Origin of the sequence: Thermosynechococcus sp. HY596 (assembly GCF_030518715.1) — a bacterium.
Lineage (GTDB): Bacteria > Cyanobacteriota > Cyanobacteriia > Thermosynechococcales > Thermosynechococcaceae > Thermosynechococcus.
In genome coordinates, this window is the sequence record NZ_CP130346.1 from 1762733 (window position 1) to 1783066 (window position 20334).

Below are 20334 nucleotides of genomic sequence, written 5' to 3' on the forward strand. Positions count from 1 at the left end.
GAGCAACCTGTATTCTACTACTGCTGAGGACTGGCGGCGCGATTTAACACCTTGGCGAGGTACTGCCCTGTGTAGGATTGGGGCACCAGTGCCACCGCTTCAGGGGTGCCGACGGCAACCACCTCTCCGCCGCGATCGCCCCCCTCTGGTCCAAGGTCAATAATCCAATCGGCACAGCGAATCACATCCAGATTGTGCTCAATCACCAAAATCGAGTTGCCCTTGTCCACAAGACGCTGCAATACATCGAGGAGTTTATGCACATCGTAAAAAGACAGCCCCGTGGTGGGTTCATCAATCAAGTAGAGCGTTTTGCCCGTGGCACGCCGCGACAGTTCAGAAGCCAATTTGAGGCGTTGGGCTTCGCCCCCAGAGAGGGTGGGTGCCGTTTGCCCTAGTTTGAGATAGCCCAAGCCCACATCCACGAGGGTTTGCAGCTTGCTCACTGCCTTGGGGATATTTTCAAAAAAGGCCAGTGCCGTCTCGGCGGTCATATCCAAAACGTCGGCGATCGAGCAGCCTTTGTACTTCACTTGCAGGGTATCGCGATTGTAGCGTGCCCCCTTGCACACCTCACACTGCACATAGACATCGGGCAAAAAGTTCATCTCAATCACATTGACCCCTTGGCCAGCGCAGGCTTCACAGCGTCCGCCCTTGATATTGAAGGAAAATTGCCCTGGTTTATAGCCCCGTGCCTTGGCCTCCACGGTTTGGCTAAAGACCTCACGGATAACATCAAACACCCCAATGTAGGTGGCAGGGTTCGAGCGGGGGGTACGCCCAATGGGAGACTGGTCAATGACAATCACCTTGTCAATGGCATTTAAGCCTTCAATCTCGCCAAGTCCCTTGGGGAGCGGCACACTGTGACCAAGATGGTGCTGCAGGGCAGGATAGAGGACTTCGTGCATGAGGGTGGATTTTCCCGACCCCGATACCCCCGTCAGACACACCAGCTTACCGAGGGGAATTTCTACGGTGATGTTCTTGAGATTATTGCGAGATACCTGTTTGAGAATCAGGGATTGACCATTCCCCGGCCGGCGATCGCTGGGGGTTTCAATGCGCTTGCGCCCCGACAGATAAGCCCCCGTCAGGGAGTCGGGATGATTGAGAATTGTCTCTAGGCTGCCTTGAGCCACAATCTGGCCGCCGTGGATTCCCGCTCCTGGACCAATATCAACAATGTGATCGGCAGCGCGGATCGTGTCCTCATCGTGTTCGACAACAATGAGTGTATTCCCCAAATCCCGCAGGCGAAACAGCGTTTGCAGCAGGCGATCGTTATCCCGCTGATGCAAGCCAATACTGGGTTCATCAAGGACATAGAGCACCCCCGTCAGGCCAGAGCCAATTTGAGTGGCCAAGCGAATGCGTTGGGCTTCACCACCAGAGAGGGTGGCCGCACTGCGATCCAGCGTCAGGTAATCTAGTCCCACATCCACGAGAAACTGTAATCGCGCGGTCACTTCCCGCAGGGCCAGCTCCGCAATCTGCTGTTGGCGGGCGCTCAGTTGGAGCGATCGCAGCCGTGCCAAACACTCGCGAATCGAGACACTGGTGAGATCCGTGAGGCGATATTGCCCCAAGCGCACTGCTAGGGCGGCGGGTTTTAGGCGTTGACCACCACAAGCGGGGCAGGTTTGATTGACTTGGTACTCTTCCAATTTTTGCTTGTAGGCCTCGGAGGTGGTCTCGCGGTACTGCCGCTCTAGAATTGGGATCACCCCTTGGAATTGGCGGTAATAGTCCCGTTTGCGATAGCGGGAATCGGCGGGGATGAGAATTGGGGTATCGGTGCCGTAGAGGATAATCTCCCGTTGCAACTCCGTGAGGCGGTACCACGGTGTATGGATGTCAAAGCCAAAGGCCTCAGCAACGCCCCAGAGGAGAGCAAGGTAGTAATCATGTTCTTTCTCGGCCCAGGGGGCGATCGCCAGATAGACCGGTAGTTCAGGATTGGGGACAATCAACTCCGGGCTAAATTTGCGCAAATAGCCCAAGCCATGGCACTCTGGACAGGCACCGTAGGGGGAGTTAAAGGAAAAGAGCCGCGGCGATAGCTCATCCATCACGGCCCCATGCTCCGGACAGGCAAAATTTTCGGAAAATAGGAGCGTTTGACCCTCAGCCTCACCCTCGCGGGGTACCACACTGACCATTGCCGTACCATTGGCATGGTGCAACGCCGTTCGCAGCGAGTCCGCTAAGCGTTCCTCAATCCCCGGCTTCAGCACAAGGCGATCGACAACAATTTCAATCGTGTGGGCATGGTTTTTATCCAGTTCAATGGCATCACTGAGGTCGCGCACCTCGCCATTAATGCGAACCCGCACAAAGCCTTCACTAGCAAGACTCGACAGCAGTTTTTTATGCGTGCCCTTTTTCCCCTTGACAACAGGAGCTAGAACTTGAAAGCGCGTCTGAGGGGGCAACTGCATCACCTGATCCACCATTTCATCAACGGTTTGGGGGCGAATCGAGCGATCGCAATGGGGGCAATGGGGTTCACCCGCACGGCCATAGAGCAGCCGCAGGTAGTCATAGATTTCCGTGACTGTGCCCACCGTCGAGCGAGGATTGTGGGAAGCGGACTTTTGATCAATGGAAATCGCTGGACTCAGCCCCTCAATGGCATCCACATCCGGCTTATCCAACTGGCCGAGGAATTGCCGCGCATAGGCACTGAGGGACTCCACATAGCGGCGTTGCCCTTCAGCAAAAATCGTGTCAAAGGCCAGAGAGGACTTACCGGAACCAGAAACCCCTGTCATCACAATCAGGCGATCGCGGGGCAGATCGAGGTCAATGTTTTTCAGATTATGCTGCCGTGCACCCCGAACCCGAATTTCACCCGTAGGCACTGGATCGCCCATGCTGCAAACTGCGAATGTTAAAAAACGTTACTTGAGGGTTATTATAGCAACGCTGCCAGACCCGTTTGGCACCATCCAATAAAAAAGCGGGGTGTGGTTTCCCCGCTGTGAGTGTGACTTAGGTTACTTGCGGTGAACCCAGTGAGTCTGAGGGATTCACCGCTGGATTGGGCTTAGTAGTCGAAGTCACCGCCCATGCCGGCACTGGCACCCGCAGGATTGTTGTCCTTGGGTTCGGGTTTGTCAACGATGATGCACTCGGTGGTCAGCACCATACCGGCAATAGAGGCCGCATTTTGCAGAGCCGAGCGGGTGACTTTGGCAGGGTCAACGATGCCCGCATCAAACATGTTGACATATTCATCTTTGGCGGCATCATAACCCACATCAAAGGGTTTTTCTTTGACCCGTTCGACAATGATGGCACCGTTTTGACCCGCGTTTTCAGCGATGCGACGCAGGGGAGCGCTAAGGGCACGCTCAACAATGTTGGCACCAATCAGTTCTTCACCCGTCAGGTGCTCAGCCGCCCAGTTGCTCAACTCAGGCGCCAAGTGCACCAAGGTGGTACCGCCACCGGGAACGATCCCCTCTTCCACAGCGGCTTTGGTGGCGTTAATCGCATCTTCCAGACGGAGTTTGCGATCTTTCATTTCGGTTTCAGTGGCAGCACCGACTTTAATCACGGCCACCCCACCGGCCAGTTTGGCCAACCGCTCCTGCAGTTTTTCTTTGTCGTAGCTAGAGTCGGTTTCTTCGATTTGGCGACGGATTTGCTCGCAGCGAGCTTTGACGGCTTTTTCATTGCCTTCGGCCACAATCGTGGTGTGATCTTTGGTGATGGTGATGCGGCGAGCTTTACCGAGCATATCCAGCTTGGCATTTTCCAGCTTCAGACCGGCATCTTCGGTGATCACTTGACCCGCTGTGAGGACGGCAATATCTTCGAGCATTGCTTTACGGCGATCGCCAAAGCCGGGAGCTTTCACCGCAGCCACATTCAAGACACCGCGCAGACGGTTGACCACGAGGGTCGCCAAGGCTTCTTTCTCGATGTCTTCAGCAATGATCACCAGCGGCTTACCGGCGCGAGCCACTTGTTCGAGGATCGGCACCAGATCTTGCACTAAGGTAATTTTCTTGTCGGTGATCAGCACGAAGGGTTCATCAAGCACCGCTTCCATGCGCTCGGTGTCGGTGGCAAAGTAGGGGGAGATGTAGCCCTTGTCAAAGCGCATCCCCTCAGTGACCTCGAGTTCGGTGGTCATGGATTTGCCTTCTTCGAGGGAGATCACGCCTTCTTTGCCCACTTTGTCCATGGCATCGGCAATCATCCGACCCACTTCTTCATCGTTACCGGCAGAGATCGCTGCCACTTGGGCAATGGCTTTGGAATCTTCCACCGGACGGGCATGTTCAGCAATTTTTTCGACAAGGAAGTGGGTGGCTTTGTCAATCCCGCGTTTCAGGGCAATGGGGTTAGCACCGGCAGCCACGTTGCGCAGCCCCTCTTTCACCATGGCATGGGCAAGAACCGTTGCCGTAGTTGTACCGTCACCGGCAGCATCATTGGTTTTCGAGGCGGCTTGGCGGATCAGCGCCACACCGGTGTTTTCAATGTGATCTTCCAGTTCAATTTCCTTGGCGATCGTCACCCCGTCGTTGACAATTTGGGGAGCGCCAAATTTTTTCTCCAGAACCACGTTCCGCCCTTTGGGACCAAGGGTCACGGCCACGGATTCAGCCAAGATGTCCATCCCTTTTTCGAGGGCACGACGAGCATTTTCGTTGTAGATAATGCGCTTCGCCATAGGTGTTTCCTACCTCAATCGTTCAACAGTGATGAAAAATCGCACAGAAATGAAGGAGTGTCAGCGACTTAGCCAACAATGGCCAAGATGTCTTTTTCCGAGAGGAGAACGTAGTCTTCGCCCGCCAGTTTCACTTCAGTACCGGCATATTTGGAGTACAGCACTTTGTCCCCCACTTTCACATCCATGGGCTGACGCTTGCCGTCTTCAGTGAGTTTGCCAGGACCAACGGCGGTCACTTCGCCCACTTGGGGTTTTTCACGGGCGTTGTCGGGCAGGAGGATGCCCCCTGCGGTACGTTCTTCACTTTCGCTGACTTTGACAAAAATGCGATCGCCCAAAGGCTTCACAGTTGAAACGCTTAGAGATACGGCTGCCATAGCGTACTGTTCTCCCAATTGTAAGAGTATGGATTGATAGCACTCACTGCACGGCTCATCGCGCAGTTTCTGGGGGGCAAGAGCATCACTTGCAATTGTTTAGCACTCTCACCCTTCGAGTGCTAATGTAGCGAGAGAGGGTTGGCGATCGCAACTCCTGTTGCAGTACGGTTTTCCGAACGGAACTTTAGCTCTTTAGCCCCGTGGTGGCAATGCCGCGAATCAGTTGCCGCTGACCCAAAATAAACAAAATCATCACTGGCACAGTGGCAATCACCGCCGCCGCCATCATCAACGGCCAATCATTGGTGAACTGCTCCTGAAAATTGGCCAAGGAAAGCTGCACCGTGATCAGCTCTGGCTTGGTGGTAAAGACCAAGGGCTTAAAGAGATCATTCCACTCCCCAATGAAGGTGAAGATAAAGAGTGTGACCAAGGCCGGTCGGCTCAGGGGCAAGAGAATATGCCAGAGCACTTGCCAGCGATTGGCTCCATCCAAGAGGGCGGCCTCCTCAAGGGCAACGGGCAATGTGAGAAAAAACTGCCGCATCAAAAAGATGCCAAAGCCATTGGCCGCCGTCGGCAAGATCAAGGCGCCATAGGTATTGATCAGATGACCCGCCTTGAGGATGAGGAAAATTGGGATTACCAAAAGTTGAAATGGGATCACTAGGGTTGCCAGCATCAGCAGCAACATCGTCTGTTGCCCCGGAAACGAAAGTCGCGCAAGGGCGTAACCCGCTAGGGCTGAGGTCACCAACTGGAGCGCCGTTACCGCCAAAGCCACAAACGTTGAGTTGGCAAAGGCCAAGATAAAGTGTCCCTGCTGCCATGCTGCCTGATAGCTCTGCCATGTCCAGCCTTGGGGTGGCAACAATTGGGTAGGTAGGGTTCCCGGTGGCCAGCCCGACGTACAGAGCACCACCAGTAGGGGGCTGAGAACCAGCAACGCCCCCAGTGTCAATACTAGGGTCAACCCCAAGGAGTGACCCCTGCCCAAGAGCCGTTTCAGCCCATCCACAACCTTCCGCTCCCCAAACAAAACCCTGCGCCCTTCGGAAAGCCAGCCTCTTGGCGAGGGCTGCATGTCCAATTCTCCCTCATCCCTGCTTTAACTGCCAGTGAGGTACATTCTCCTTCCCCCTTTCATAGAGATTTATCTGCCCCACTCAGGGGGTTGGGAGGGCGCTTGAGGACATCCTTGCAATCAAGATTTTGCTCAAGACGCTATCAAGGGAGCACTATACCACCCTTTGCGTCTCGCAAGAGAGTGTTTGACCATCCTCCTGAGGACTTGCTTATTCAAAGTGCTGCAGGCACAGAGACCGATTCCAAGACAAAGCTTTGAGTTTCCTCCCCAAGTTTGCATAGGAGACAAGCTGTGCCAGTTAGAGAAGTTGCAATTGTCCACCCTTGTGGAGTGTCCAGTAATGACTCATCTGTACAACCCAAATCCTGCTGTTATTTACCGCTGGGTGATGAGTTCTTGCCTTGTTGGTTTAGGATGTGCAACCCTGCACTTAGCTCCTGTAACTGCCCAAATTGCCGTCTATGAAGGGCGGCGTGTCACCGGGGATGTTACCATGACACTTCCCGACGGCAGCACCTACAAAGGGGAATTGCTCAATGGTCGTTTTAATGGCCAAGGTATCCTCACAATGGCCAATGGCAACCGCTATGAAGGGGAATTTCGCAATGGACGCTACCACGGTCAGGGGGTGCTCACCTATGCCGATGGGGGACGCTACGAAGGGGGTTTTGTGGATGGCATCTTCAATGGCAAGGGCACTCTCCAACTGGCCAATGGTCAACGCTACGAGGGCACGTTTCTCAATGGTCAATACCATGGGGAGGGGGTGCTCACCTTTCCCGACGGTACCCGCTATGAGGGGCAGTTTCTAGCGGGCAAGTATCATGGAACTGGAACGCTCTCCTTCGGAGATGGCACAAGCTATGCCGGACAGTTTCGCAATGGCTTATTTGAAGGACAGGGGGTCTTTACGCTACCGGATGGCTCCCGCATTGTGGCCACATGGCGCAATGGTCGCCGCGAACCCCGCTAATCTGCTTCAATCAGGCTGTGAGTGATCCGCTGACGGCGGCGCTAAGTCCCTACGCCCGCTTTGGGGTGCGCCTTGGCCTTGAACCCATCCAAGCGCTGCTGAGTGCTTTGGGGTCTCCCCAGTTACAGGTGCCCTTGATCCACGTTGCGGGGACAAATGGCAAAGGGTCGGTGTGTGCCTATTTGGATAGTGTTTTGCGGGCGGCGGGCTATCGCACGGGGCGTTATACTTCACCCCATCTGTTGAGTTGGTGTGAGCGGATTTGTGTCGATGGTGAACCCATTGCCCCTGAGGTCTTTTTGACCTTGATTCAACACATTAAAGCGGTACTGCCACAGGTGGCTTATCCCCCCAGTCAGTTTGAAGTGATCACGGCGGCGGCATGGTTGTATTTTGCCCAGCAGCGGGTGGATGTGGCGGTGATAGAGGTGGGCTTGGGGGGGCGCTTGGATGCCACCAATGTATGTCAGCCCCCTTTGGTGAGTGTGATTACCTCCATCGGTTGGGATCATTGGCAGCGGTTGGGCAATACCTTGGGGGCGATCGCTGGCGAAAAAGCAGGTATTCTCAAGCCGGGCGTGCCAGCCGTCATTGGCCCTGTTCCCCCCGAGGCAGAGGCGGTGATTGCGCAGCGTTTGGAAGCTTTGGGGTGCCCAGCGATCTGGCCAGAACCAGCGCAGTGGTGTGCAAAGCGGCCGGGATGGGCGATTTGGGGTGGAATCGAGTACCCCTTGCCCTTGGCTGGAGAAATGCAGTTGGTCAATTCAGCGATCGCGATCGCCACGCTACAACAGTTACAATCTCAAGGCTGGCAGATTTCCCGAGAAGCGATTCAACAGGGAATGGCGCAAACCCGCTGGCCGGGACGACTGCAATGGTTACAGTGGCAAGGGCGCAAACTGCTCATTGATGGTGCCCACAATGCTCCTGCCGCCGCCTACCTACGGCAATACGTGGATCAACTGGGCTGGACAGAGGTGACATGGGTGGTGGGGATGCTCGCCAATAAGGATCATGAGGGGATTCTCAAACATCTCCTGCGAGGGGGCGATCGCCTGTGGTTGGTACCCGTACCGGATCACGCTAGCGCTGACTTAGAGGACTTGAAGGCACTTGCCTACACCTGTTGCCCTGAGTTAGGGGAATGCCGTCTTTTTAAGGAGGTGACTGAGGCACTCGATAGGGCAGGCGATCGCTGTGTGGTCTGTGGCTCCCTTTACTTAATTGCTGGCGTTTTGGGGGCGATCGCAAGCAAAGGTTCTCAAGCAACTAGACTTTGACGCTCATCCCGCTAACGCTAGGCGTATAGCAGGAGATTCCCCGTTCACAGAGTCTTGACTAGATGACCCGAAAGTCATCCCCGCCAGAACCTCTCTAGGGGCACTCATGCCAACGGATTGATAAGGAGACACTTATTTCTACGGCACAGAGCCAAACGATTTCCTCAAAGCCCATGCCCATGACTTTGTGCCCCAAGGGCAAATTCTCTCCCTCGCCGAAGGGGAAGGGCGTAATGCCGTCTATCTTGCTCAAGAACGGGGAGTTTCCATTACTACCTATCACTGCGATCTGCGGGATGTTGACCTTGGTGAAAATGCGTGGGATGGGATTATTGTTATTTTTTGCCATCTGCCACCGGAGCGGAACGGTAAAATCAAGGTAACGTTGTCCTATTGCTATGCCGCCGCGACGCACCCGTAGCCAAGTCATTATTCTCGATGCCCTTAGAGCCAGTGGCCGAGCGCTCTCGGCACAGGAACTATTTTTGGAACTACGGCAGCGGCAAACTCCCCTAGGACTAGCAACGGTCTATCGCACCCTCGATAGTCTGCGCATCAATGGTGAGGTGCAAGCACGGGCGTTGCCCAGTGGCGAATTGGTCTATAGCCTCGTGCAGCAGGATCAACACTACCTCACCTGTTTGCACTGTGGGGCATCGATTCAGATTAACTGCTGCCCAGTCCAGCACTTAGAAGCTGAGCTACAACAGTCCTACCATTTTGAGATTTTCTACCATACCCTTGAGTTTTTCGGTCTTTGTGCCAAGTGCCAAGTGATGGCGCAGCGCTGAAGCGGTATTCTGGATCAGGCGCGTCTTCGGAAAGTGGTGTGATTGAATTTGCCAACTGTACCTGGACACGGGCGATCGCCCAAGGCTGGGAAAATCCCTATCGCGTTCGCTATGCCAGCAATTTAGACGATGGCCCTTGGCATGGCATGCCCCTTGGTGGCTTTGGCGCGGGCTGTATTGGTCGTTCCTCGGCCGGGGACTTTAACCTTTGGCACCTTGATGGCGGTGAGCACCTCTTTGGCACCCTGCCCGCCTGTCAATTTAGTCTTTTTGAGCGGGGAGAGCAAACCCAAGCCTACGCCCTAGGGACTCCCCCTAACGATGGCCGCCTCAGCACTTGGCAATGGTATCCGGCTGGCAAAGGTATCTACGCTGCCCGCTATCCCCGCAGTTGGTTTGTCTATGAGGGGGTCTTTAGCGCCCAGATCACCTGCGAACAGTTTTCACCGATTCTGCCCCACAACTACCAAGAAACCAGTTACCCCGTGGCGGTGTTTCTGTGGACGTTTAGCAATCCCACGGATCAGCCCCTCACCCTCAGCTTGATGTTTTCATGGCAAAATACCGTCGGTTGGTTTCGCAATACCACCCCTTCCTCTGCCATTGAAATCCGCGATGATGGCAGCCCCGTCTATACCTACACGCCCCCTTGGGGTCAAAGTGACGGCAATTTTAATGAACTGATTCAAACAGAGTTCTACCAAGGTTGGCGACTGCGCCGTACGCCCCACCCGAACCCACCCCAAGAAGGCGATGGTGAATGGGCAGCATTGGTTCCCACAGGCCTTGGTGAGTTTTTTGGCTGTAGTCGCTGGCAGCCAGAGGGGGATGGGGCACAACTGTGGCAATCATTTTCGGGGGATGGTTCCCTACCAATTGTCAATGATCCAACCCCAGCGGCAGCGGGAGAACAGGTGGCCGCCGCCTTTGCGGTGCGCTTTGCCTTGGCACCTAGGGAAACAAAACAAATTCCCGTGGTCTTGGCGTGGGACTTTCCTGTGACTGAGTTTGGCAAGGGCGTGATCTATTACCGTCGCTACACGGATTTTTGCGATCGCAGTGGCACCAATGCTATCACCCTTGCCGCCCGTGGCCTAGAGCATTACAAGGAATGGCAACAGCAGATTCGCACTTGGCAAGCGCCAATTCTCACCCACCCCGATTGGCCCGACTGGTTCAAGATGGCACTGTGTAGTGAGCTATACGTCCTCAGTAGTGGTGGAACGCTTTGGAGTACCGCCAGCGATCGCGACCCCGTGGGGCAGTTCGCCGTTCTAGAATGCCTTGACTACCGCTGGTATGAAAGTCTGGATGTGCGGCTCTATGGCTCCTTTGCCCTGCTGCAACTGTGGCCAGAACTGGAAAAATCCGTAATGCGTGCCTTTGCGCGGGCGATTCCCACCGCTGATCCCACCCGGAGAATCATTGGCTACTTCTATCGCGGTGACCCCGAAACCGCCTACAAAGCGCCTCGTAAACTGGCCAATGCCGTGCCCCACGATCTCGGTGCGCCCAATGAGCATCCTTGGGAAAGGACGAACTACACTGCTTATCAGGACTGCAATCTTTGGAAGGATTTAGCTTCTGACTTTGTCCTTTTGGTCTATCGCGACTTTTTGTTTACTGGGCAGACGGATCTCGACTTTGCCCGTGAGTGCTGGCCGGCTGTGGTGGCCGCCTTGGCCTATTTGAAACAATTTGACCACGATGGCGATGGCCTGCCAGAAAATGGCGGTGCCCCGGATCAAACCTACGATGACTGGAAGCTACAGGGGGTCAGTGCCTACTGTGGTGGCTTGTGGTTGGCAGCCCTCGAGGCAGCGATCGCCCTCGGCACGATTCTCCAACAACCGCAGGTGGAGACCTACCGCCAGTGGCTCAAGCAAGCTCGCCCCCGCTACCATCAACTGCTGTGGAATGGCGAGTACTACCGTCTTGATACCGGCAGTGGTTCCGATGTGATCATGGCGGATCAACTGTGTGGTCAGTTCTATGCCCAACTCTTGGGTTTGGCGGATATTGTGCCCCCAGACTGTTGCGATCGCGCCCTGCGGAAAATTTACGACACCTGTTTTCTCGAATTTCACAATGGCCAGTTGGGTGCCGCCAATGGTCTTTTGCCCAATGGTCAACCCGAAAACCCCCACGCTACCCATCCCCTTGAAGTCTGGACAGGGATTAACTTTGGCTTGGCCGCCTTTTTGTGGCAGCGGGGAATGACCCACGAAGCATGGCGCTTAGCCGAGGTGGTGGTACGGCAAATCTACGAGAATGGTCTGCAATTTCGTACACCGGAGGCGATTACGGCCAATGGTACCTTCCGTGCCTGTATGTATCTACGCCCCATGGCTATCTGGGCACTGGCTCTCGTCAGTCAGGGATCACGATCCACCTAAAAATTTTGTAATCTATTTTACATTGTTTCAATTTGTGAAGCCGCGACAATGGTGACCAATGGGCTGCCCGTCTATGATAGTGGGTAGCGCGTCAACAGCCACTTCTTTAGATAACCTATGGATAACCTCAGCCAACGTTACCTACGTCTGTGCCAAGCCTATAGCCAACTGGCAGAACGCTATACCAAACTCGATATTGACCACATGACGCTGCGGGAAAAGCTCGTCCCCTTTTTGATGGCCTTCAAATATTACAAGCAGATGAGTGAGCAACTCGTTGCTGAAAAAGAAGCCCTGCAGCGGGAACTCAACGACCTGCGCGATCGCTACCAGTTGCTCGTGAGTCAAAACGGCAATGCCCCCATCAATGAAGAACTGCTCAGTGCCCTTGCTGAAGCAGAGGAGCAGATGGGACTCATTGAAGAAACCCTCAAAGAACAGGAGGCTGACCCGGATCCCAACCTGCTTCCCATTGAAAAGCAATTGCTGGAAGAATATACAAAGGGGAGTGGTGATTTTCAAGCGCTGCTTCCACAATCGTCGAGTCACTCCGGGGTTACTGCCTAGATGCTCTGGCCAGCCAGTGAAGAATTTGCTGCCCTCTGTCGTACCCAATTAGAACTCGTTGTTAACAGCTTGGGTGCCTCTTCACTGGCGGTCTATCTGAGTGAAACCCTCAACGACTCCCCCTCATGGTCTCCCGTTGCTGTCTATCCAGAGGCGGCACCCCCCCTGAGCTTACCGTTTCCCCCAACCCTACCACCGCCAACGCAAGCAGCAGAGACCCCGTTAAGCCATCGCCCTCAACAGGTCGTCTCGTCCTTGGCCAATCAACTGATCCTGCCCCTGATGTACCAAAATTGGGTCTTGGGGGTACTGGTGGCGCAGCGGCAACACCGTCCTTGGCTGGCGGCAGAGCAGGCACAATTGCAACAGGTGGCGCAAACACTGGCGATCGCCTGCGTCTTGGATCAACGGCAACAATGGCTCAGCCACTCCCCTGCTAGCACACTGGATCAGCAGCAACAGCGCTTTGATGACCTGCTCCATCAACTGCGCAATCCCGTGGCCGCCATTCGCACCTTTGTCAAGCTCCTGCTCAAACGGTTGGAACCCGATCACCAGGGGCGCCCCCTCGCCGAAGGCATTGCCAAGGAAACAGAGCGGCTCATGGCATTGTTGGAGGACTATCGCCAACAGGGCAACGATATTCCCGTCCTCACGGGCAGCCAGCCCCTACCCCTTGCGGGTAAACCCCTCGATCTAGTTGAAACCCTCTCGCCGCTGATCACCGCCGCCCAAGCCCGTGCGGAAATGGAAGGCAAAACCTTTGTGGTCGAAATGCCACCCCAACTCCCCCCGATCTGGCTAGAGGAACGGGTGCTGCCGGAGGTGGTGGGGAATCTGCTAGACAATGCCTTTAAGTACACCCCCAAAGGCGGCACGATTGGTCTGCACTTGACCCCCACAGCTGCAGGTTTAGAGTTAACGGTTTGGGATACCGGCTGTGGAATTCCTCTGGAGGTGCAGCCGCGCCTCTTTGAACGGGGCTACCGCGGGATTCAAGCCGACAGTGGGATTGAGGGCAGTGGCCTTGGCTTAGCAATTGCTCAAGATCTGCTGCGTCCCTATGGTCTCAGTCTGCGGGTCACCAGTCCCTACGAGGGCGATCGCGGTACGGCCTTTACGTTGACAATTCCCTTGCCAATGAAGGTGGAACGATGAGTGCTCTGAAACAGCGTCTTGCCAAAATCAGCAGTCAGGGGCATCAATTCCTCGTGGCGATCTTTGCCCTACCCCTATTGATCTCCGCCACAACGGGAATCGCCCATCGTCTTGGACGCAGTTGGTTTGGGCTATCTAAAGACTTTGGGCGGGCGATGATGACCCTTCATGAAGGCCGCTATCTGGGGGAATGGGGCGTGCCGCTCTATGTGTTGGTCATTGGTTTAGGCTTGCTGGGAATCATTGCCACGGGTTTGGGTCTCCTGTGGGGGCGATCGCTGCCGGCGCAGTGGTCAGCACGGCGGCTGCATCATCTTTTGGCTGCCATTGCAGCATTGCCCTTGCTCGTGAGTGCCACGACGGGAATGGCCTATCGCCTTGGCCGCAACTGGTTTGGCCTCTCCAAAGAACAGGCGGCGATTTTCCTGAGCCTGCATCAGGGAACCTATTGGGGCGAGGTGGGGCGTCCCTTCTATGTTCTTTTGGTGGGTCTGAGTTTGCTGACACTTCTGGCCACGGGACTCTCGATGCTGACTCTCCTGCGACGGCTGCCCCACTGGCGTCCTAGGGTGACCCCGGAGACCTAGCTGCGAAATGTTACAAACTATGAGCAGGCGTTGCCAAAGGTAAGCGCCTATGGAGTAATAAATACAGCACTTGATCGCGACTGTTATTCCACAAAGGAGTTGTTCATGGCGCTGACCGATACCCAAGTTTACGTTGCCCTTGTGATTGCGCTGCTGCCTGCGGTGTTGGCATTTCGGCTGTCCACTGAGTTGTACAAGTAGTTGCACCTGTTATCGCTAACTGGCTGCATAACGTCATTTCTCCAAACTAAAATTTATCAGGCGGTTCCCGATGTTGTTGCTAAGACAGGGGGGCTGCTTTTTTCTTTTTATACTGATAGACAACTCGCCGTTCATGGTTTAGTCATGGTTCACTCTCCTCGAAAAATTCCTGCGATCGCTTGGGAAGCGGGTGCCAAAATTGCAGTGAATCTGATCCTGCTCGCCTTTGCCCTAGGGGCGATCGCCAAGCTGGTGCCCTATCAACTCAGTCAACTGCAAAAGCTCCATGCCCTCGAAGCAGAAGTGGCGCAGCTGGAGGCACGAGTTAAGGAATTGCAACTGGAACAGGAGCGCGATCGCCAACCCCAAGCACGGCAGCGCATTGCCCAAGAGGAGGCCAATTTAATTGCTGCCAATCAGCGGCGGATCATCTGGGTACAACCTAAAAACCCCAAGCAAGAACCGGACTAAGCCCAGCCTAAAACAAGGCCAAGACTAAACCACAGACACCACAGAGGGCAGCACTGAGGGACGCATAGGTCATTTTCCGTTTTTGCCGCTTGTACTGCTGGCTAAGTTGATCCTCAACACTCAAGGAAATGATGAATTTTTGTCCCCGCTTTTGTGGCTTTTGCAGGCGGAGTATCCCCCCCTGATCCGAGGCCATGCCCACCACTGAAACAGGTTGCCCCAAGGGCAGCACCCACTCCTGATAGCGATAACCCAGCGTCGTCGTGCTACCAAACCGCCAATTCAATGACAAGAACCCCAAGGAGAAGGCAAAGGAATGGGGTTTATCCGCAGGCCGCAGTTCGTCTAAGACCTGCAGTGCTTCAATCTCAGCGCCGAGGGGGTTTACCTCAATTTCCCCCTGATGATCTCGCAGAAAAAATAGGGTTGACTGCTCATGGCGGCCAATAATTTCCGACTGGCGTTCTCGACGATTGTGGCGATCGCTCCCCTCTTTTTCATACTCACGGCTGATGATTGTTTTGTAATAAACACAGGGAATACGCTTCACTTCCGAGAGCAAGGGTTGAGACGTGGTGACTTGGCCAACCACCTGCACGTACTCGCGCCAACTGCCGCTACCGATTTCCTGAGCCACCTGTTGCTGGCATTGCTGTAACTCACGAATAGAGCTAGGGTTGGCCACCTTCATTGCCTTTAACTTCAGCCGATAATAGCCCTCAAGGGCAAAGAGAAAGGCCGACCCCGTTAAGCAAAGGTGAGCAATAACCCCCATGACTGGCGCTCAATTCCTCTCTGATGGTTTTAGAGAGAACTGTCTTAACTCAAGGATAATAAACCAATGGTGAGGCCAAAGAGACCATCAACAACGAGTGTACTTAAGACAGCGCCCATAAATCCCCACACGGGCAAGACAGCGGGATAGCCACGGCGAATCTGAGATTCAAAGAGGGGCAATAGACCAATGAGGAGTAAACTCAGGCTCAAGAGAACCCCCCACACCTGGCCACTAAAGGTTTGGGCTTGGGCGATCGCCTGCCCCAGCATCTCCTGAACGGAGATCAAATCTCCTTCGAGGTACATAATCGCACGCCAATGGGGAATCACATCAATGAGGTAAAAGTAGGCATCGGTGATGGCCGTGCCCAGAAAAGACCCCAAAAAAAAGAACACTCCCACCAGTTGCTGCCGCTGCCGTAGGTGCCAGAGCATGAGCGGAATGGGGAGCGCCTCAATGGGCAAATGCCACAGGGGTTCCCAGCGCAACCACCCCCAGTAGAGCGACCCTGCCCCCCAGCACCAGCTAAATCCATAGAGCATCTCCCCCCAATAGCGGCAGTGGGATTGACGCTGGAGATAGAAACTGAGGCCTAGAAGCAGCGGCGTCAGAGCCAAACTCAGCCAAGGCTGTGTCCGCACGAGGGGCGCTTCAATAAACACGGGAACCGACACCAAGAAGGCAGCAAAGCCAAAAAGGAACCAAGCCAGACGTGAGCCAAGGCGCAGCGCAGGAAAAACCGAGGGGGACGTAAGAGCAGTCAAGGGAATATCAGGAATTGTTAACTTTTATTTCTTTCCTTTAAGGTATCACAGGCTGGAACGTCGTGGTCGGGGCGATCGCCGAGGGGCTTTTGAACGCGCTTTGCGCCGCAGTGTTTCTGATAGATCAATAAAGGCATCCCGCTGCAAAATGGGGTAGGTGCCAATCCAGAGGCGATGGCGGGGCAGGAAAACTTCAGAAATCAGTTCAATCTCTGCCAGATCAGGACGACGGGAGAGAACCAGCATTTCCGCTGCATCGCCGGGGCGAATCCCTCGATGTTGACGCAGTAACTTGGCCTGCACTCTGGTTTCAAAGCCGGTTTTATCACCAATCTCCAGATTCAAGCAGCGTTCACGGTTCTCGATAATCACCAGTTGCCCCTTGTCGTTCACCGTCTCCTCTTTGCCCACCAATTCTTCGGTGACATAGACATCCAAGACGCGCCCGCGCCAAAAACCCCCATAGGGAAACCGCCGATGGCGACGATTGCGAAATGAGGCCAACACTGCCGGTGCCCAGAGCCAATAGAGACCTGCAATCAGACCCAAAACCAGTTGGGTGCTATCCCCTAAAAAATTCAAACCAAAAGCAACAATGGCCACCGCTACCACAGAGAAGGTTAAGCGTCGTAGAAAGTCCTGAAGTTTGCCCCAAACATAGCGATACTGGGAACCCGTGGCCACCAGTGGCACCAATTGACGGACTTTTTCTTGGGTGAGGGGAATGAGCACAACCAGTTAGGGCGTAGGCGTTGTCTCCAGTGTATTCGTGGCGGGACGAGGCGGCTGGCGATCGCGCCACCAAGCAAGGAGGGTACTGGCAATAAAAATACTGGAGTAGGCTCCCGTCGTGAAACCAATGATCAGCGCTAGGGCAAAGTAGCGCAGCGTGTCGCCGCCAAAGATGAAGATGGTAATCAATGGCAGCAGGGTCGTTAGGGTGGTATTAATCGAGCGGCCAAGGGTTTGCACCACTGCCTGATCCACCACCTCTTTAATGCCGAGATCAGGGTAGAGCTTCAGGGTTTCTCGCACGCGATCGTAGATGACCACCGTATCGTTCACAGAAAAGCCAATGATGGTGAGCAGCGCCACAATGAAGAGACTGTCAATTTCCACCCCTGCCACGAGTCCCAAAATGGCAAACACCCCCGTGGTCACCAACACATCGTGGACAAGGGCGACAAGGGCAAAACAGGCGTAGTCAAACTGAAAACGCAGCGTGAGATAGATCGTAATGCCAATAAACGACACCAAGAGCGCCAGCAACCCCGATCGCAGGATTTCTTCGCCAAGGGTAGGGCCAACGGTCTCAATCTGCGTTTTCTGGGGGTCAAAGTCACCAATTTTCTGCGTGAGGGCAGCACTGAGGCGAGTGCGCTGATCCACATCGAGGGGTACCGTCCGAATACTCACCCCGTACTGATCAATAATTTGCAGACTGCTGTTGCCTAGGCCTTGCTGATTAAGCACTTGACGCACCACATCAATATCAATCGGCTGAGAACAGGTCTGCATAGCGCTACAGGCCAGTTCAAATTGCAGCCGTGTGCCACCGATAAAATCCAAGCCCAAGCGCAGGGGACTTCCTAGGGATACCCAAGAGATGGCCATTGCCACAAGGCCACTGAGAATGACTACTAGGGATAAACCCCACCAGAGCGATCGCTGGCGATTGACACTAAAGCTCATCGAAAGCTCTCCAGTTTTGGACAGAACCAATTGGGCTTACGTAGACTGGGAATGCTAATGGCGTAAAACAAGAACGTGCGACTACAGGTGAGAGCCGTAAACATACTAATGCCAATGCCGATGGCAAGGGTCACAGCAAAACCGCGCACAAACCCTGTCCCCAAGGCAAAGAGGGCAGCACAGGCAATCAAGGTGGTGACATTGCTATCGAGAATGCTGGCAAAGGCGCGATCGAACCCCGATTCAACGGAACGGTAGAGGGTTTTGCCTGCCCGTAACTCCTCGCGGGTGCGCTCAAAAATCAGCACATTGGCATCCACCGCCATACCAATACTGAGAATAAAGCCCGCAATCCCCGGCAGTGTCAGCGTCACCCCAAACAGCAGAAACGCTGCATAGGTAAAGATGGCGTAGAGAATCAGGGCAATGTCGGCAATCAATCCCGGCAGGCGGTAGTAGGCCACCATAAAGATCAGCACCAGCACCAAGCCCGCCAAACCGGCATAGAGGCTATCGCGAATGCTATCTTGACCCAGCGAAGCCCCCACCGTGCGGTTTTCCACCACCTCGAGGGGAACGGGCAGCGCCCCCCCTTGTAACTGAATGGCTAAATCATTGGCAGTTTGGGCAGTGAAGCCACCGGAAATCTCTGCACTGCCGCCAACAATCCCTGTTTCTGCATATTCCACCGCCACCGTTGGCGCACTAATCAGGCGATCGTCAAGAAAAATCCCCAGACTGCGCCCCGTGCCAGCAATCTCCTTGGTCAGTTGGGCAAAAAGTTCAGCCCCTTGGCTGTCAAAACGGACAATCACACTCCAGTTCGGGGATCCCGGAGCGACGGGACTGGCAAAGGCTTCCCTGAGCATTGCGCCTGTCAAATCCGAGGGCGTGAAGAGGCGGGCGATCGCCTGCTGGCTTTTTTCAAGGGATTCACGGTTTTTGGCCAGCTTTGCCTCAATCTCCTTCAGGGCATCAGGATGATTGGCATTTTGAGCCTGCTCCGCTAAGAGTTGCGCCTGTTCCAAGAGCAGTTGCGACTGAAGTTGCCGCTCAATTTGCAATTGAGCCTCTGTGCCCGGCTTCTGGGCGGCAAAGAGCAGTTGTGCCGTCCCCTTGAGAATCCGTTCCGCCTGCTGAGGATCGGTGACCCCCGGCAATTGCACCAAGAGCTTGTCATCCCCAGCAGTTTGCACCACAGCTTCGGCAACACCCAAGCCATCAATCCGCCGTTGCACCACCCCTTGCACTGCCGCCAGCACTTGGGGCGTAATTTGGGGCACCTTATCCGTTGTTTGCACCTGCAACGTCAGTTGGGCACCCCCCCGCAGATCTAAGCCCAGTCGAGCCGGTGTGCGCACAATGACCCACGTGGCGGCCATCAGCAACACCAAAATGGCAATCAGCCAGCCGCGATATTTTCCCATGGTTAAACCTGTCCCTGCACCAGCTTCTGCACGGCCGCTATAATTTGGGGCGGTTGCACAATTGTGAGATTCTCTAGGGTACCGTTGTAGGGGGTGGGAATATCTTGGGAGGAAAGGCGGATCACAGGGGCATCCAGCTCGTCAAAGTAGCGTTCCATGATCGAGGCTGAGAGTTCAGCACCAATGCCCCCCGTCTTCATACACTCTTCGACAATCACCACGCGATGGGTTTTGCGAATCGAGGCACCAATTGTCTCAAAGTCCAAAGGCTTTAGGGAAATCAGGTCAATCACTTCGGGGTCGTAGCCCTCTTTTTCAAGGGTTTTCACCGCTTGCAGCACATGGTGGCGCATCCGCGAGTAGGTCAAAATGGTAACATCTTCGCCACTGCGGACTATCTCAGCTTTATTGAGGGGCAGCAGGTATTCCTCTTCGGGGAGGTCTTCCTTGAGGTTGTACAGGAGCACATGCTCAAAGAACAGCACTGGGTTGGGATCGCGAATCGCCGATTTGAGCAAGCCCTTGGCGTTGTAGGGGGTTGAGCAGGCAACAATTTTTAATCCGGGGACTGCTTGAAAGTAGGCTTCAAGACGTTGCGAGTGCTCTGCCCCCAATTGCCGGCCAACACCGCCGGGACCGCGAATCACAATCGGGATTTTGAAGTTGCCGCCAGAGGTGTAGCGCAGCATGCCAGCATTGTTGGCGATTTGATTGAAGGCCAAGAGCAAAAAGCCCATATTCATGCCCTCGACAATGGGACGCAAGCCGGTCATTGCTGCCCCGATCGCCATGCCGGTAAAGCTATTTTCAGCAATGGGGGTATCCAATAGACGCAGTTCACCATACTTTTTGTAGAGGTCTTTGGTGACTTTGTAGGAGCCGCCATAATGTCCCACATCTTCCCCCAGCACAAACACTGTGGGGTCACGCTCCATTTCTTCATCAATGGCAGCACGAAGGGCATTAAACATGAAGGTCTCGGCCATGGTTGCGCGGCATACACTCATTAAGGACTATTTCCTAGGGTAGTTGAAACTGCACCGCTTGCGATCATGCTTATCAGACTCATCATTAAACGCAATCTATTCT

Annotated in this window: 19 protein-coding genes and 1 pseudogene; 10 read left to right on the forward strand and 10 right to left on the reverse strand. The window is 54.6% G+C overall.

Annotated features, from left to right (window positions below):
- Positions 1 to 17 precede the first annotated feature (17 nt).
- The 4 genes from uvrA to QYC28_RS08730 form a co-directional block, all read right to left on the reverse strand.
- Positions 18 to 2879 carry an excinuclease ABC subunit UvrA gene (gene uvrA, locus QYC28_RS08715; protein WP_302679323.1) on the reverse strand — a complete coding sequence of 954 codons (2862 nt, stop codon included), beginning with the start codon at positions 2877 to 2879 and terminating at the stop codon, positions 18 to 20.
- 173 nt (positions 2880 to 3052) lie between these two features.
- Positions 3053 to 4690, reverse strand: coding sequence for a chaperonin GroEL (groL, locus tag QYC28_RS08720; protein WP_149820028.1), 1638 nt, complete (start codon positions 4688 to 4690; stop codon positions 3053 to 3055).
- 68 nt (positions 4691 to 4758) lie between these two features.
- On the reverse strand, positions 4759 to 5070 hold the full coding sequence (gene groES, locus QYC28_RS08725) for a co-chaperone GroES (protein ID WP_149820030.1): 312 nt from the start codon (positions 5068 to 5070) through the stop codon (positions 4759 to 4761).
- A 187-nt stretch (positions 5071 to 5257) separates the two neighbouring features.
- Positions 5258 to 6082: a carbohydrate ABC transporter permease gene (locus QYC28_RS08730; protein WP_315863223.1), complete on the reverse strand. Its 825-nt coding sequence runs from the start codon at positions 6080 to 6082 to the stop codon at positions 5258 to 5260.
- A gap of 418 nt (positions 6083 to 6500) precedes the next feature.
- On the opposite strand from QYC28_RS08730, the gene QYC28_RS08735 reads away from it, so the two are divergent.
- The 10 genes and pseudogenes from QYC28_RS08735 (at position 6501) to QYC28_RS08780 (ending at position 14584) form a co-directional block, all read left to right on the forward strand.
- The gene (locus QYC28_RS08735) at positions 6501 to 7133 is read left to right on the forward strand and encodes an MORN repeat-containing protein (RefSeq protein WP_206201218.1); all 633 of its coding nucleotides are present in this window, start codon (positions 6501 to 6503) and stop codon (positions 7131 to 7133) included.
- On the forward strand, positions 7103 to 8413 hold the full coding sequence (locus tag QYC28_RS08740) for a folylpolyglutamate synthase/dihydrofolate synthase family protein (RefSeq protein WP_315863207.1): 1311 nt from the start codon (positions 7103 to 7105) through the stop codon (positions 8411 to 8413). The genes QYC28_RS08735 and QYC28_RS08740 overlap by 31 nt, the downstream gene beginning before the upstream one ends.
- 133 nt (positions 8414 to 8546) lie before the next feature.
- Positions 8547 to 8768, forward strand: a pseudogene (locus QYC28_RS08745) (SAM-dependent methyltransferase); the annotation flags it as partial.
- A 43-nt stretch (positions 8769 to 8811) separates the two neighbouring features.
- The gene (locus QYC28_RS08750) at positions 8812 to 9204 is read left to right on the forward strand and encodes a Fur family transcriptional regulator (protein WP_149820036.1); all 393 of its coding nucleotides are present in this window, start codon (positions 8812 to 8814) and stop codon (positions 9202 to 9204) included.
- Positions 9205 to 9242: 38 nt separating this feature from the next.
- Complete coding sequence (locus QYC28_RS08755; RefSeq protein WP_302679326.1) at positions 9243 to 11600, forward strand: GH116 family glycosyl hydrolase; 2358 nt, start codon at positions 9243 to 9245, stop codon at positions 11598 to 11600.
- Between the two features lie 117 nt (positions 11601 to 11717).
- A complete protein-coding gene (locus QYC28_RS08760) occupies positions 11718 to 12167 on the forward strand; it encodes a hypothetical protein (RefSeq protein WP_149820040.1) in 450 nt (149 codons plus the stop codon).
- A complete protein-coding gene (locus QYC28_RS08765) occupies positions 12168 to 13325 on the forward strand; it encodes a HAMP domain-containing sensor histidine kinase (protein ID WP_149820042.1) in 1158 nt (385 codons plus the stop codon).
- Positions 13322 to 13912: a PepSY domain-containing protein gene (locus QYC28_RS08770; protein ID WP_149820044.1), complete on the forward strand. Its 591-nt coding sequence runs from the start codon at positions 13322 to 13324 to the stop codon at positions 13910 to 13912. Before QYC28_RS08765 ends, QYC28_RS08770 begins: the two co-directional genes overlap by 4 nt.
- Positions 13913 to 14017: 105 nt before the next feature.
- On the forward strand, positions 14018 to 14113 hold the full coding sequence (gene psaM / locus QYC28_RS08775) for a photosystem I reaction center subunit XII (protein WP_011056052.1): 96 nt from the start codon (positions 14018 to 14020) through the stop codon (positions 14111 to 14113).
- 144 nt (positions 14114 to 14257) lie between these two features.
- Positions 14258 to 14584: a hypothetical protein gene (locus QYC28_RS08780; RefSeq protein WP_149820046.1), complete on the forward strand. Its 327-nt coding sequence runs from the start codon at positions 14258 to 14260 to the stop codon at positions 14582 to 14584.
- A 7-nt stretch (positions 14585 to 14591) separates the two neighbouring features.
- On the opposite strand, the gene QYC28_RS08785 is transcribed toward QYC28_RS08780, so the two are convergent.
- From QYC28_RS08785 to QYC28_RS08810, 6 genes are read right to left on the reverse strand one after another with little or no spacing between them, the layout of a single operon-like run.
- The gene (locus tag QYC28_RS08785; RefSeq protein ID WP_149820048.1) at positions 14592 to 15359 is read right to left on the reverse strand and encodes an E3 ubiquitin ligase family protein; all 768 of its coding nucleotides are present in this window, start codon (positions 15357 to 15359) and stop codon (positions 14592 to 14594) included.
- A gap of 44 nt (positions 15360 to 15403) precedes the next feature.
- The gene (locus QYC28_RS08790) at positions 15404 to 16126 is read right to left on the reverse strand and encodes a DUF3120 domain-containing protein (RefSeq protein ID WP_286625395.1); all 723 of its coding nucleotides are present in this window, start codon (positions 16124 to 16126) and stop codon (positions 15404 to 15406) included.
- 45 nt (positions 16127 to 16171) lie between these two features.
- Entirely contained in the window at positions 16172 to 16858 is a 687-nt protein-coding gene (locus QYC28_RS08795; protein WP_149820050.1) for a phosphate ABC transporter permease, read from the reverse strand.
- A 6-nt stretch (positions 16859 to 16864) separates the two neighbouring features.
- Positions 16865 to 17818: a protein translocase subunit SecF gene (secF, locus tag QYC28_RS08800; protein ID WP_149820052.1), complete on the reverse strand. Its 954-nt coding sequence runs from the start codon at positions 17816 to 17818 to the stop codon at positions 16865 to 16867.
- The gene (gene secD, locus QYC28_RS08805; protein ID WP_149820054.1) at positions 17815 to 19245 is read right to left on the reverse strand and encodes a protein translocase subunit SecD; all 1431 of its coding nucleotides are present in this window, start codon (positions 19243 to 19245) and stop codon (positions 17815 to 17817) included. Before secD ends, secF begins: the two co-directional genes overlap by 4 nt.
- A gap of 2 nt (positions 19246 to 19247) precedes the next feature.
- Complete coding sequence (locus QYC28_RS08810; protein WP_149821777.1) at positions 19248 to 20231, reverse strand: alpha-ketoacid dehydrogenase subunit beta; 984 nt, start codon at positions 20229 to 20231, stop codon at positions 19248 to 19250.
- Between the last annotated feature and the right edge of the window lie 103 nt (positions 20232 to 20334).

Coding starts and splice junctions, on each gene's coding strand:
- QYC28_RS08765 (WP_149820042.1), top strand. CDS start 12,168: ATGCTCTGGCCAGCCAGTGAAGAATTTGCTGCCCTCTGTCGTACCCAA.
- QYC28_RS08780 (WP_149820046.1), top strand. CDS start 14,258: ATGGTTCACTCTCCTCGAAAAATTCCTGCGATCGCTTGGGAAGCGGGT.
- QYC28_RS08785 (WP_149820048.1), bottom strand. CDS start 15,359: ATGGGGGTTATTGCTCACCTTTGCTTAACGGGGTCGGCCTTTCTCTTT.
- QYC28_RS08760 (WP_149820040.1), top strand. CDS start 11,718: ATGGATAACCTCAGCCAACGTTACCTACGTCTGTGCCAAGCCTATAGC.
- QYC28_RS08735 (WP_206201218.1), top strand. CDS start 6,501: ATGACTCATCTGTACAACCCAAATCCTGCTGTTATTTACCGCTGGGTG.
- QYC28_RS08750 (WP_149820036.1), top strand. CDS start 8,812: ATGCCGCCGCGACGCACCCGTAGCCAAGTCATTATTCTCGATGCCCTT.
- secD (WP_149820054.1), bottom strand. CDS start 19,245: ATGGGAAAATATCGCGGCTGGCTGATTGCCATTTTGGTGTTGCTGATG.
- psaM (WP_011056052.1), top strand. CDS start 14,018: ATGGCGCTGACCGATACCCAAGTTTACGTTGCCCTTGTGATTGCGCTG.
- QYC28_RS08770 (WP_149820044.1), top strand. CDS start 13,322: ATGAGTGCTCTGAAACAGCGTCTTGCCAAAATCAGCAGTCAGGGGCAT.
- QYC28_RS08740 (WP_315863207.1), top strand. CDS start 7,103: ATGGCGCAATGGTCGCCGCGAACCCCGCTAATCTGCTTCAATCAGGCT.
- groL (WP_149820028.1), bottom strand. CDS start 4,690: ATGGCGAAGCGCATTATCTACAACGAAAATGCTCGTCGTGCCCTCGAA.
- groES (WP_149820030.1), bottom strand. CDS start 5,070: ATGGCAGCCGTATCTCTAAGCGTTTCAACTGTGAAGCCTTTGGGCGAT.
- uvrA (WP_302679323.1), bottom strand. CDS start 2,879: ATGGGCGATCCAGTGCCTACGGGTGAAATTCGGGTTCGGGGTGCACGG.
- QYC28_RS08810 (WP_149821777.1), bottom strand. CDS start 20,231: ATGGCCGAGACCTTCATGTTTAATGCCCTTCGTGCTGCCATTGATGAA.
- secF (WP_149820052.1), bottom strand. CDS start 17,818: ATGAGCTTTAGTGTCAATCGCCAGCGATCGCTCTGGTGGGGTTTATCC.